Consider the following 13,137-nt stretch of genomic DNA (forward strand, 5'->3'; position numbering starts at 1 on the left):
GGTGCTGGCCAGGCCAAATGTGCGTCAACCGCCCGACACCGCAGGGGCGGTGGGTGCACTCACGTCGAAGTGTCCCGCTTTGGGAGCGGCTTTCATGAGAGCGGTGAGGGCCCTCGCCTTCGCCGGACCTTCTTCACTGCTGCCCCAGAGCACTGTGCGCCCCCGGGTGAGTTCGAGGGAGATCGAGTCGTACGAGGTGACCCGCACGACCTTGGTCTCCTTGGCGACACTGTCCGGAAGTTCGTCCGCGACCCGGACCGCTTCCCGCTCCAGCCGGGCACTGCCGAAGCGACGCAGACTCGCGGACTGATCGGGCGTCAATTCCAGCCGAGGTACGTGCCCCGGTGATTTGTCCACCGTTGCGAAATGCACGCCTTTCGCGTCAACTTCAATGAACTTTGCGCCCTTTTTCACCAACAGGACCGGCTTTCGTTCGGTCACCTCGAGTCCGATTCCGTGCGGCCATGACCGTACGACTTCCACCGAGTCGATACGAGGGAACTTCTGGCGCAACCGGTCGGCGATGGCGTCGGTGTCCACCGAGATCAGCGGGGCGCCGATCGGTACCGCTGCGGCGGCCTCCACCTCGGCCGGTGTCAGTACGTCGAGACCGGTGATCCTGACCTGTTCGGTCCGGAGCCAGGAGGAGCCGTAGAGCACCCAGATCGCACCGGAGGCGAGCAGCAGCACGAGCACGCCGATCACGATCAGTTGTCTGCGGCTGGGCAGTCTGCGCCCTGCGGGGCGTGGGCGCAGCGGGCGGGCCGGGGAGTCCTTCCGCTGCGCTGCACCGCGCTGGGCGGTCATCGGTCCGGCCACGCTCGCTCCTTATGCCGGGTTCGGGGGCCACCGCCCCCGAACCCGTCCGCCTCACGCGTTGCGGCGTGCGGCAATCGCCTCGTACACCATGCCGACGAGCAGGTCGTCGGCGTCCCGGCGGCCGAACTCGGCGGCGGCGCGGGACATCTCGTACAGCCGGTGCGGATCTGCGAGCACCGGAAGGACGTTGCCCTGCACCCACTCGGGGGTGAGCGCCGCGTCGTCCACCAGCAGGCCGCCGCCGGCGTTGACCACCGGCTGGGCGTTGAGCCGCTGTTCGCCGTTGCCGATGGGCAGCGGTACGTAGGCGGCGGGGAGCCCGACGGCGGAGAGTTCGGCGACGGTCATCGCGCCCGCGCGGCAGAGCATCATGTCGGCCGCCGCGTACGCAAGATCCATCCGGTCCACGTACGGTACCGGGATGTAGGGCGGCATCCCGGGCATGTTGTCGACGCGCGGCAATTCGTTCTTCGGGCCGACCACGTGCAGGATCTGGATCCCGGAGCGCTGCAGCAGCGGGGCGACCCGCTGGACCACCTCGTTGAGGTGGCGGGCACCCTGCGAGCCGCCGGAGACCAGCAGCGTCGGCAGGTTGGGGTCGAGACCGAAGGCGGCACGCGCCTCGGGGCGGACCCGGGCCCGGTCCAGGGTGGCGATGGTCCGGCGAAGCGGGATGCCGATGTAGCGGGCCCCGCGCAGCTTGCTGTCGGGGGTGGAGACGGCGACCCCGTGGGCGTACCGCGAGCCGATCTTGTTGGCCAGGCCCGGCCGGGCGTTGGCCTCGTGGACGACGATCGGCACACCGGCCCGCTTGGCGGCGAGGTAGCCGGGCAGGGCGACGTAGCCGCCGAAGCCGACCACGCAGTCCGCCTTGGTACGTTCCAGGACCTGCTCGGCGGCCTTGATGGTGCCGCGCAGCCGTCCCGGGACGGTGATCAGTTCCGGGGTGGGCTTGCGCGGCAGCGGCACGGCCGGGATCAGGGCGAGTTCGTACCCCCGCTCGGGTACGAGCCTGGTCTCGAGTCCGCGCTCCGTGCCGAGGGCAGTGATCCCCACGGTCGGGTCCTGCCTGCGCAGGGCGTCCGCGAGGGCAAGCGCGGGCTCGATGTGGCCGGCGGTCCCCCCACCGGCGAGTACGACATGCACCGAAATTCACCGCTCTCCGGACGGACGCTTCTTGACGCGCCGTCTCATCGTCTTCCATCTCACCCCGGGCCTTCGCATGGCCAGGGCCGCCTTCGCGGCGGGGTCCTCTCGCGCGAACGCGATCATCAGTCCCACAGCGAACATGGTCGGCAGCAGGGCCGATCCTCCGTAGGAGAACAGCGGGAGCGGGACACCGGCGATCGGCAGCAGGCCGAGCACCGCACCAATGTTGATCACGGCCTGCACCGTGATCCAGGTGGTCACACCTCCCGCGGCGTACCTCACGAAGGGATCCTCCGTGCGTCCGGCCACGCGGATACCCGCATAGCCTAGAGCCGCGAAGAGGGCGAGTACCGACAGCGTCCCCGCCAGCCCCAGTTCCTCCCCGGTGATGGCGAAGATGAAGTCGGTGTGCGGTTCAGGTAGTTGACCCCATTTTTCCACACTTGCACCGAGCCCGGAACCGAACCATCCGCCGGACGCCAGAGCATAGAGGCCGTGCACGGCCTGCCAGCAGGAATCCCCCGGGCCTGGTTCGCTGGCACCGATGCAGTCGAGCCTGGCCATCCGGTTCGGACTGGTCTTGATCAGCACGAAGGCGATCGCTCCGGCGAAGGCGAGCACCCCGGCGAAGAGCCGCGTGGGCGCCCCGGCCAACCAGAGTAGTCCGAACAGGATCGCCGTGAGAATGATCGCAGTGCCCATGTCACCACCGAGCATGATCAGCCCGAGGAGTGTGAAAGCAACCGGGACGAGCGGTACGAGCATGTGTTTCCACTGCGTGAGCAGCCGTTTGTCCTGTTTACGGGCGAGCAGGTCAGCGCCCCACAGGACCAGGGCGAGCTTCCCGAACTCGCTGGGCTGGAGCTGGAAGGGGCCGCCCAGATAGATCCAGTTCTGGTTGCCGTTGACCGACATCCCTATCCCCGGCACCTGGACCAGCACCATCAGGAAGACGGTTCCCATGAGCAGCGGATAGGCGAACGCCCGGTGCAGTTTGACGGGCATCCGGGCAGCGAGAGCCATCAGTCCGGCGCCGATGACGGCGGCGAGGAACTGTTTACGGAAGAAGTAGGTGCCGGGTTTGTCCAGCTCCAGAGCCTTGATCATCGAGGCGGAGTAGACCATCACCAGGCCGAGCACGGTGAGCAGCAGGCTGGCGCCCAGGATCACGTAGTACGCGGTCAGAGGGCGGTCCCAGGCCCGGCGTGCCTGCTCGTACATCCGCCGCACACCGCCGCCGCGGGGGGAGCGGGGGCTGCCGGTGGAGCGCCCCTTGGAGCGTGGCGCCGGGGGGCGCCGGGAGCCGGTGACCGACCGGACCCGCAGGGCGGGGCCGAGAGGCGCCCGGGAGCCCGCCGCCGCGAGCAGGGGCGGGGTGAGCGCCCGGCTGATCGCCGCGGTGACCCGTGAGCGGTCCCCACGGAGCGCGGCAGGGCTCTCTTCGGCCGGCATTGTCGCTGTCCCCTCCACTGCTCGTGCCCGGGGCTGCCGCCGAGGGCCGGGGCCCGTGGCGCGGCCGCCCGCACCCGGTCGTCCGGGACAGTATGGCGCGGGGGCCGGGTCCCTCAGGCGCTCTCGGCGGCGAGTGCGCGGACCGCGTCCGCGAACGCCTCGCCCCGCTTGTTGTAATTGACGAACATGTCCATCGAGGCGCAGGCCGGGGCCATCAGTACGGTGTCCCCCGGCCGGGCGAGCCGTGCCGCCTCGCGGACCGCCTCGGACATCGCCCCAGTGTCGGTCCGGTCGAGGTCGACCACCGGGACCTCGGGGGCGTGTCGCGCGAGGGCTTCACGGATCAGGGCCCGGTCGCGGCCGATCAGTACGACGCCCCGCAGCCGCCCCGCTGCCCCGGTCACCAGCTCGTCGAAGGTGGCTCCCTTGGCGAGGCCACCGGCGATCCAGACGATCGGGTCGTAGGCCGCGAGGGAGGCCTCGGCGGCATGGGTGTTGGTGGCCTTGGAGTCGTCGATGTATGCGACCTGGGCGACGTCTGCGACATGCTCGATGCGGTGCGGGTCGGGGCGGAAGGCCCGCAGTCCGTCCCGTACGGCCGCGGGCTCGACACCGAAGGCGCGGGCCAGGGCCGCGGCCGCCAGGGCGTTGGCGATGTTGTGCGGGGCCGGCGGGTTGACGTCGGTGACCTCGGCGAGCTCCTGGGCCTGCTTCTGCCGGTTCGCCACAAAGGCGCGGTCGACGAGGATGCCGTCGACGACGCCCAGTTGGGACGGGCCCGGGGTGGCGAGAGTGAAGCCGATGGCGCGGCAGCCCTCCTCGACATCGGCCTCGCGCACCAGATCCTCGGTCGCCTTCTCGGCCGCGTTGTAGACGCAGGCGACGCGGTTGCCCTCGTAGATCCGGCCCTTGTCCGCGACGTACGCCTCCATGGAGCCGTGCCAGTCGAGGTGGTCGGGGGCCAGGTTGAGGACTGCCGCGGAGTGGGCGCGCAGCGAGGGCGCCCAGTGCAGCTGGTAGCTGGACAGTTCGACGGCGAGTACGTCGTACTTCTCGTCGCCGAGGACGGCGTCGAGGAGGGATACGCCGATGTTGCCGACGGCGGCGGTGCGCAGCCCGGCCGCCTCCAGGATCGAGGCGAGCATCCGTACGGTCGTGGTCTTGCCGTTGGTGCCGGTGACCGCGAGCCAGGGTGCCGCATCGGGGCCGCGCAGCCGCCAGGCGAGTTCGACGTCGCCCCAGACCGGGACGCCCGCCTCGGCGGCTGCGGTGAAGAGCGGCTTGTCGGGCTTCCAGCCGGGGGTGGTGACGATGAGCTCGGTGGACTCGGGCAGGGTCGCCCCGTCGCCGAGGCGCACGGTGATTCCCACCCGTCGCCCACCACCGCCCTTGCCGGAGGCGCTGCGCGCCGCAGCCCATTCCTCCAGCTCGGCGGCCTGCGCACGTGAACGCTCGTCGTCTCCGTCGTTGACCACCGTGACGACGGCCCCGAGGCCGTGCAGCACGCGGGCCGCCGGGATTCCGGAGACCCCGAGTCCCGCGACGGTGACGCGCTTGCCCTGCCAGTCCATGTTGCTCACTTCTCGGCTGCCCATCCTGCGTAGAAGAGCCCGAGTCCAACGATCACGCACATGCCCTGGATGATCCAGAAGCGGACCACGACAAGGACTTCGGACCACCCCTTGAGTTCGAAGTGGTGCTGGAGCGGCGCCATCCGGAAGACCCGCTTACCGGTCATCTTGAAGGAGCCGACCTGGATCACCACGGACATGGTGATCATCACGAAGAGACCGCCGAGCACGGCCAGCAGGAGCTCCGTACGGGAGCAGATCGCCAGACCGGCGAGGGCGCCGCCGAGAGCGAGCGAGCCGGTGTCACCCATGAAGATCTTGGCGGGCGAGGTGTTCCACCACAGGAACCCGAAGCAGGAGCCCATCAGCGCGGAGGCGACGACCGCGAGGTCGAGTGGGTCGCGCACCTCGAAACAGGCGTTGGGGTTGGTCAGGGTCGTCGCGTTGGCGCAGGACTCCTGGAACTGCCACAGCCCGATGAAGGTGTACGCGCCGAAGACCATCACCGACGCACCGGTGGCCAGGCCGTCCAGGCCGTCCGTCAGGTTCACGCCGTTGGACATGGCGAGGATCATGAACAGGGCCCAGACGACGAACAGCACCGGGCCGATCGACCAGCCGAAGTCCGTGACGAACGACAGCTTGTCGGAGGCCGGGGTGTTGCCGCGGGCGTCGGCGAACTGGAGCGAGAGCACCGCGAAGGCGATACCCACGATCAGCTGGCCGGCCATCTTCGCCTTCGCCCGCAGGCCGAGCGAACGCTGCTTGACGATCTTGATGTAGTCGTCGAGGAAGCCGACGAGACCCATGCCGGTCATCAGGAAGAGCACCAGCACACCGGAGTAGCGCATCTCCTCGCCGGTGATCACCTTCGCCAGGACGTACGCGATGTTCGTCGCCAGGATGAAGGCAATGCCACCCATGGTGGGCGTGCCCTTCTTGGACCCGTGGGTGCGCGGGCCGTCGTCCCGGATGAACTGCCCGTATCCCTTGCGGGCCAGCAGCTTGATCAGCAGCGGAGTTCCGACCAGGGTCAGGAAGAGCCCGATGGCCCCCGCGAAGAGGATCTGCCTCATCGGCCGGCGACCTCGCCCTCGGACGCGTTCTCCAGCAGTGCCATGGCGACCTGCTCCAGGCCGACCGACCGGGACGCCTTCACCAGCACGACGTCTCCCGGGCGCAGTTCACTGCGCAACAGGTCGACGGCAGCCTGTGCGTCGGACACGTGCACCGACTCCTCACCCCACGAACCCTCGTTGTATGCGCCCAGTTGCAGCCAGGAGGCTTCTCTGCCCCCGACTGCGACGAGCTTGCTGACGTTGAGCCGGACGGCGAGCCGTCCGACCGCGTCGTGCTCGGCGAGCGAGGCGTCGCCCAGCTCGGCCATGGGGCCGAGCACCGCCCACGTACGCCGGCCCTTCCCCATGGCGGCCAGCGCGCGCAGCGCTGCTCTCATGGATTCGGGGTTCGCGTTGTAGGCGTCATTGACGAACGTCACGCCGTCCGGACGCTCGGTGACCTCCATGCGCCAGCGGGAGAGGGTGCCCGCCTCGGAGAGCCCTTCGGCGATCTCGTCTGCAGACAGGCCCAACTCATGGGCGACGGCGGCCGCGGCGAGCGCGTTCGACACGTGGTGCTCACCGTACAGGCGCATGGTCACGTCGCTGCACCCGGTGGGTGTGTGGAGCTTGAAAGTGGGGCGCCCGTCGTCGTTGAGACGGACATTCTCTCCCCGTACGTCCGCATCCGCGGCTTCACCGAAGAGCAGCACCCGGGCCTTCGTACGGGAGGACATGGCGCGCACGAGCGGGTCGTCGGCGTTCAGTACGGCGAGGCCGTCCTCGGGCAGGGACTCGACCATCTCGCCCTTGGCCTGGGCAATCTGCGCTCGGCCGCCGAACTCGCCGATGTGGGCGGTGCCGACGTTGAGAACGAGGCCGATCCGGGGCGGGACGAGGCCGGTGAGGTAACGGATGTCGCCGATGTAGCGTGCACCCATTTCGAGGACGAGGTGCTGGGTGTCCTCGGTGGTGCGCAGCGCGGTGAGCGGCAGACCGATCTCGTTGTTGAGGTTGCCCGCCGGGTAGACGGTGGGCCCTTTGCGTTCGAGGAGCTGGGCGATGAGGTCCTTGGTGGAGGTCTTGCCCGCGGAGCCGGTGAGGGCGACGACGGTGGTGCCGAGGCGGCCGACGACGGCGCGGGCGAGCGCGCCCAGCGCGGCTACGACGTCGTCGACGACGATCGCCGGAACACCGACGGGGCGGGCGGCCAGCACGGCTGCCGCGCCCGCCTCGACGGCGCCCTGCGCGAAGTCGTGGCCGTCGGCCCGCTCGCCGGCGAAGGCGACGAACAGACTGCCTTGCTTCACCTCTCGGGAGTCCATGACGACAGGCCCGCTGACGGTCGCTGCCGGATCCGGTATGTCGTACGACTGCCCGCCGACGATTTCGGCGATCTCGGCGAGGGAAAGGGCGATCACTTGGTCATCCCTGACTGTTGTTCTCGTGGGTGTGGGCGCGGGGGGCGGCACTCTCGGTGCTGCTGTGCCCCAGGGTGCGCTTGATGGCCGCGCGCAGGACCACGCGGTCGTCGAAGGGGCGTACCACGCCGTGGATGTCCTGGCCCTGCTCGTGGCCCTTGCCGGCGATCAGCACCGTGTCACCGGGCTCGGCACGGGCGACCACGGCGGCGATGGCCGCGGCCCGGTCGGCATCGACCAGGACGTCGCCCCGCTCGTGGACGGGCACCTCGGCGGCGCCCGCGAGCATTGCGGCGAGGATTCCGAGGGGGTCCTCGGAACGGGGGTTGTCGGAGGTCAGTACGGCGGTGTCGGCGAGGCGGGCCGCGGCGGCGCCCATCGGGCCGCGTTTGGTGGTGTCGCGGTCGCCGCCGCAGCCGAGCACGATGTGCAGCCTGCCCTCGGTGACCTTCCGCAGGGAGCGCAGCACGGATACGACGGCGTCGGTCTTGTGCGCGTAGTCGACGACTGCGAGGTACGGCTGTCCTTCGTCGACGCGTTCCAGCCGGCCGGGGACGCCCGGAACGGCGGCGACGCCGTCGGCCGCGGTCTGCGGGTGGAGGCCCGCGACGGCGAGCGTGACGATCGCGGCGAGGGTGTTGGCGACGTTGAACGGGCCGGGCAACGGGGCCCTGGCGGCGATCCGCTCGGCCTTGGGGCCGACGACGGTGAAGGTGGAGCCCAGCGGTCCGACTTCGACGTCCTCGGCGCGCCAGTCGGCGTCCGGGTGGCCCTCGGCGGAGAAGGTGACGATGGGGACGGATGCCTCGGTGACCAGCCTGCGTCCGTACTCGTCGTCGAAGTTGACGACGCCCTGCCGGCTGCGCAGCGGGGTGAAGAGCTGAGCCTTGGCCTGGAAGTAGTCCTCCATTCCGGAGTGGAACTCCATGTGCTCCGGGCTGAGGTTGTTGAAGACCGCGACATCGAAGACGCAGCCGTCGACCCGGCCGAGCACCAGGGCGTGGCTGGAAACCTCCATGGTCACCGAGTCGACGCCGCGTTCTCGCATGACGGCGAACAGGGCCTGCAGGTCGGTGGCTTCGGGGGTGGTGCGCTCGGACTTGATGCGCTCGTCGCCGATCCGCGACTCCACGGTGCCGATCAGCCCGGTGGCGCGCCCGGCGCCCCGGAAGCCGCCCTCGATGAGGTACGCAGTGGTGGTCTTGCCGGAGGTTCCGGTGATGCCGATCTGGAGGAGGTCGGCGCCGGGCTGTCCGTAGATCTCGGCGGCGAGTTCGCCCATCCGGCCGCGCGGGTCCTCGGTGACCAGTACCGGCAGCCCGGTGGCGGCGGCGCGCTCGGCGCCGGCCGGGTCGGTGAGGATCGCCGCCGCGCCGAGGCCTGCCGCCTGGGCGGCGAAGTCGGCGCCGTGGAAGCGGGCACCCGGCAGGGCCGCGTACACATCACCGGGGCGGACCGCCCGCGAGTCGTGGGTGATGCCGGTGACCTCGCCGGTTCCCGGCGGTTCGGCTCCCAGCCGGGCTGCCAGCTCGCCGAGGGGTGTCGGCTTGAGCCGATCCGGGCGGGGCGCTCCCGGGTGATTCACAGGGGCGTCCTTCTGGGTGGTTTGGAACTGATCAGCGTGGGGCACGGCGGTGAGCGTACCGGGCCCACCCGGCCTCTCGCGAAATGAGGGGGCGGGGCTCTGGTGGTTCCGGTTCCGGTTCCCGGGATCGGGGGTGATGGTTGTCACTGGCTGGTATCCCCGTGTTCACTCGCCGGGCTGGAAGGACACCGGCAACCTGGCCGGCTTGTTGCCGGACGGTGGGGTCTGGAGGGTCTTGAGGGCGAACTCCATGACCTGCTTGTAGATCGGTCCGCAGGTCTGGCCGCCGAAGTAGCTGCCCTTGGTCGGGTTCTGAATCGCGCAGTAGACGGTGATCTGCGGGTTGTCGGCGGGTGCGAAGCCCGCGAAGGACGCGGTGTATCCGTGGTAGCCGCCGCGTACCGGATCGACTCGGTTGGCCGTACCGGTCTTGCCCGCCACCCGGTAGCCCGGGATCTGGGCCTTCGTCCCGGTGCCCTCCTCGTCACCGACCACCGACTCCAGCATGGCGGCGAGCGACTTGGCGGTCTTCTCGCTGACCACCCGGGTGCGTTCGGGAGCGGCGGCGGCCTTGAAGTGGCCGTCGGGGCCCTCGGTGCCGCGTACCAGCGTGGGCGCGATGCGTACCCCGCCGTTGGCGATCGTCGAGTAGATGGAGGCGGCCTGCATGGCGTTGAGCGAGAGGCCCTGGCCGAACGGGATCGTGTACTGCTGCGAGGTCGACCAGTCCTCGGGCTTGGCGAGGATGCCGGGGCTCTCACCCGGGTAGTCGAGACCGGTCGGTGAGCCGATCCCGAATTTGCGCAGGTAGGAGTAGAGGACCTTGTTGGCCTCGGCCTGGGTCTCGCCGAGCTCTCCGGCGGCCAGTATCGTGCCGATGTTGCTCGACTTGGCGAGTACGCCGTTGAGCGTCAGGTACCAGGTGGGGTGGTCTATGTCGTCCTTGAAGAGCCGGTCGCCGCGGTGCAGTCGGTTGGGGACGGTGACATGGGTGCCGGGGGTGGCTACCCCCTCCTCCAGCACGGCGGCCATGGACATGACCTTACTGGTGGAGCCTGGCTCGTACACGTCCTGGAGCGCCGCATTGCCCAGCGACGCCGCATCGGCCTGCGAGAGGTCGTTGGGGTCGAAGCCGGGTGCGTTGGCCATGGCGAGTACCTCGCCGGTCCTGGTGTTCTGCACGATCACATAGCCGCGGTCCGCCTTGGACTTCTTCACCTGGTCGGTGATGGCCTGCTGGGCGGCCCACTGGATGTCGCGGTCGATGGTCAGCTCGACGTCGGACCCGGCGACGGCCGGGACCTCCTTGGTGCCCGCGGTGGGCACCCGCCGGCCGCCGGACTGGGCGTACTGGATCTTGCCGTCCTCACCTGCCAGCTCTTTGTCCATCTGCAATTCGAGGCCGCCCGCGCCCTTGCCGTCGGCGTTGACGTAACCGAGTACCCCGGCGGCGAGCTCTCCGTTGGGGTACACGCGTTTGGTGGTCGGCTCCTGGAAAACCCCGGCCAGCACATTGGCTCCGGGACCGCCGGCCGCCTTGTCCTTCGCGGCCTTTTCGGCGAAGACGGACTTGAGGTCCTTGATCTGATTCCAGACCTGCGGGGTCTGGCGGCGGGCCAGGACGGTGTACCGGCCCTTCCCGGACAGCTTCGCGGTCAGTTCGGCGGCGTCGGCACCGAGGATCGGGGCGAGGAGCGCCGCTGCCTGCTGGGGCGCGTCGGGGGCCTTGCTGAATTCGGGCGTGAACATCGACGGGTCGGCGGTGATGTCGTACGCGTCGACGCTGGTGGCCAGCGCGATACCGCTGCGGTCGGTGATCTGGCCGCGCTCGGCGGAGATCGTGTGGCTGAAGTAGCGGTTCTCCTCGGCCTTGGCCGCGTACGCGTTGGCGTCGACGGCCTGGACCTGGAGGAGCCGGACGACGAACACCAGCATGACGAGCGTCAGGGCGAGGCTTACCAGACGGAGCCGGGGGCGCGGGCTGCCGAGGCGGAGGGGGCGCGCGGGCCGGTTGCGGGGCGCGCGGGCGCGTGGCGCCGGGGAGGAGGGGCGGCGTGCAGCGGGCCGGGGGCGCCCCTGGCCGCCTGCGGCGCTGCGGGGGCGCGCGGGACCGGAGACCCGGCGACGCGGTGGTTCCTTGGGAGACACTGCGTCACCTGCCGGGGCTCGTCGAGGGCTGGTCTGCCGGGGTACGCGGCTGTCCGGCGGGCGGTGCCGCGGGGGTGCTGGGCTTCAGGGCGGCGCCCGAAGGGGTGGCCGGCGCCGAGGGAGAATGCGAGGGCGAGGCGGTGGCGTCCGCCGGTGCGCCGACGGACGGTGCGGTCGCGGGGGGCTTCCCGTGGGTACTGAGCTTCCGCGGCGCTGCGGGGGCCGGATCGGCGCTGGCCTCGGCGGGTACGCCACGGACCTTGCCCTCCGCGTCGAGGAAGGCGGGGCTGCCACCGGGCACCATGCCCAGTTCGCGGGCGCGCTTCTCCAGCGCATCCGGCTTGGAGTAGTTGTCGACGTCATTCTGCAGGGCCTGCTGCTCGTCAGTGAGCTCCGTGGTCTGCTTCTTCAGCTCGCTCAGCCTGAACGACCCTTCGTTGAGGGCCGAGTTGAGTACCAGGAGGGTGATCAGACCGCCACCGAGGAGCAGCACGACCAGCAGGACGAAGGGGGTACGGGCTGCCTTGCTGGGCCCGGTCGGCATCAGCCGGGCGAGCCGCGCCGCCCGCCCTTTCAACTGCCCGGCCGGCTTGGTCACCGCCCCGCCCCGGGCGTCGCCGGTGTCCGGGTTCCCGGACGCCGGACGCTCATCGTTCCTCCTCGCGGATCCGCTGGGCCCCGCGCAGCCTGGCGGGAGCGGCGCGCCGGTTCTCGGCGACCTCCTCCTCCGTGGGCAGCTCCGCGCCGCGGGTCAGCAGCTTCAGCCGGGGCTGATAGCGCTCGGGCACGACCGGCAGTCCGGGCGGCGCCGTGGTGGCGGCGCCCGCCGCGAAGACCTGCTTGACCAGCCGGTCTTCCAGCGAGTGGTAGGAGAGGACGGCGATACGGCCGCCGACCGCGAGGCTCTGCACGGCGGCCGGAATGGCCCGCTCCAGGACGGCGAGCTCACCGTTGACCTCGATGCGCAGCGCCTGGAAGGTGCGCTTGGCAGGGTTGCCGCCGGTGCGCTTGGCGGCCTGCGGCAGCGAGTCACGGATCAGCTCGACGAGTCGGGCGCTGTTGCTGAACGGCTCCTTCTCGCGCTCACGCACGATCGCGGAGACGATCCGCTTGGCCTGCTTCTCCTCGCCGTACACCCGCAGGATTCGTACCAGTTCGCCCGGCGGATACGTGTTGAGCACCTCGGCGGCAGCGATGCCGGTCGTCTGGTCCATGCGCATGTCGAGCGGGGCATCCTGCGCGTATGCGAATCCGCGGTCGGCCTCGTCCAGCTGCATGGAGGAGACGCCGAGGTCGAACAGGACGCCCTGAACCTTGGGGATGCCGAGCCTGGCGAGCACCTCGGGCAGTTCGTCGTAGACCGCGTGCACCAGGGTGGCCCGGTCTCCGTACGGGGCGAGCCGCTCGCCGGAGAGCCGCAGCGCCTCCTTGTCCCGGTCCAGCGCGATCAGCCGCGCGGAGGGGAAGGCGGAGAGCAGCGCCTCGCTGTGTCCGCCGAGGCCGAGGGTGCAGTCGACGACCACGGGCTGCGGCGGGCCGGGCGCCTCCAGAGCCGGGGCCAACAGGTCCAGGCACCGCTGGAGCATCACCGGGACGTGTCGGGTCTGGCTCATGCGCCCTCTCAGGCTCAGGTCCCGTGTGGCTGTACGTACGGCCTGGTCCCCGCCCGCTCAGAAGGGGAGGCCGGCCGGCGCCGGGGAAGGAGCGCCGGTCGACCGGCGAGCGGGAGAGGGCCGGACCGTACGTACGCCGCACACACGGGGGAAATCTACGGAATGTGCAGGGTGTCGGTAACTTCCCGTCACTTTAGTCCACCCTGCCATTCGATCGATTCCCGATCAATCAACCGGGCAGCGCGTCACCTCGCCCGCTGTTCACCCGGTCGAATGTACAGCTATGAGGCCAAGGGCTGTCCCGTAATCCCTGGCGGGCGC

At 70.2% G+C, this 13,137-nt stretch carries 10 protein-coding genes; all 10 read right to left on the reverse strand.

Annotated features, from left to right (window positions below; genetic code table 11):
• Window positions 1–24 precede the first annotated feature (24 nt).
• On the reverse strand, window positions 25–819 hold the full coding sequence (locus ABT115_RS01310) for a cell division protein FtsQ/DivIB (protein WP_351782543.1): 795 nt from the start codon (window positions 817–819) through the stop codon (window positions 25–27).
• A 51-nt stretch (window positions 820–870) separates the two neighbouring features.
• Window positions 871–1,965: an undecaprenyldiphospho-muramoylpentapeptide beta-N-acetylglucosaminyltransferase gene (gene murG / locus ABT115_RS01315; RefSeq protein WP_266361976.1), complete on the reverse strand. Its 1,095-nt coding sequence runs from the start codon at window positions 1,963–1,965 to the stop codon at window positions 871–873.
• Window positions 1,966–1,971: 6 nt separating this feature from the next.
• On the reverse strand, window positions 1,972–3,420 hold the full coding sequence (gene ftsW, locus ABT115_RS01320; protein WP_351782547.1) for a putative lipid II flippase FtsW: 1,449 nt from the start codon (window positions 3,418–3,420) through the stop codon (window positions 1,972–1,974).
• 113 nt (window positions 3,421–3,533) lie between these two features.
• Window positions 3,534–4,991, reverse strand: a complete 1,458-nt coding sequence (murD, locus tag ABT115_RS01325) for a UDP-N-acetylmuramoyl-L-alanine--D-glutamate ligase (protein ID WP_351782550.1) — start codon at window positions 4,989–4,991, stop codon at window positions 3,534–3,536.
• A 5-nt stretch (window positions 4,992–4,996) separates the two neighbouring features.
• A complete protein-coding gene (gene mraY / locus ABT115_RS01330; protein WP_351782553.1) occupies window positions 4,997–6,067 on the reverse strand; it encodes a phospho-N-acetylmuramoyl-pentapeptide-transferase in 1,071 nt (356 codons plus the stop codon).
• Window positions 6,064–7,470 (reverse strand): UDP-N-acetylmuramoyl-tripeptide--D-alanyl-D-alanine ligase, encoded by a 1,407-nt coding sequence (locus tag ABT115_RS01335; RefSeq protein WP_351782556.1) that lies wholly within the window; start codon window positions 7,468–7,470, stop codon window positions 6,064–6,066. Before ABT115_RS01335 ends, mraY begins: the two co-directional genes overlap by 4 nt.
• A 4-nt stretch (window positions 7,471–7,474) precedes the next feature.
• A complete protein-coding gene (locus ABT115_RS01340; RefSeq protein WP_351782559.1) occupies window positions 7,475–9,202 on the reverse strand; it encodes a UDP-N-acetylmuramoyl-L-alanyl-D-glutamate--2,6-diaminopimelate ligase in 1,728 nt (575 codons plus the stop codon).
• An 18-nt stretch (window positions 9,203–9,220) separates the two neighbouring features.
• Window positions 9,221–11,203: a peptidoglycan D,D-transpeptidase FtsI family protein gene (locus ABT115_RS01345; RefSeq protein WP_351782562.1), complete on the reverse strand. Its 1,983-nt coding sequence runs from the start codon at window positions 11,201–11,203 to the stop codon at window positions 9,221–9,223.
• 4 nt (window positions 11,204–11,207) lie between these two features.
• On the reverse strand, window positions 11,208–11,801 hold the full coding sequence (gene ftsL / locus ABT115_RS01350; protein WP_351782565.1) for a cell division protein FtsL: 594 nt from the start codon (window positions 11,799–11,801) through the stop codon (window positions 11,208–11,210).
• 49 nt (window positions 11,802–11,850) lie between these two features.
• On the reverse strand, window positions 11,851–12,816 hold the full coding sequence (gene rsmH / locus ABT115_RS01355) for a 16S rRNA (cytosine(1402)-N(4))-methyltransferase RsmH (protein WP_351782568.1): 966 nt from the start codon (window positions 12,814–12,816) through the stop codon (window positions 11,851–11,853).
• Window positions 12,817–13,137 lie beyond the last annotated feature (321 nt).

The organism is Streptomyces sp. NPDC001832 (assembly GCF_040297265.1).
Classification (GTDB): Bacteria; Actinomycetota; Actinomycetes; order Streptomycetales; family Streptomycetaceae; genus Streptomyces.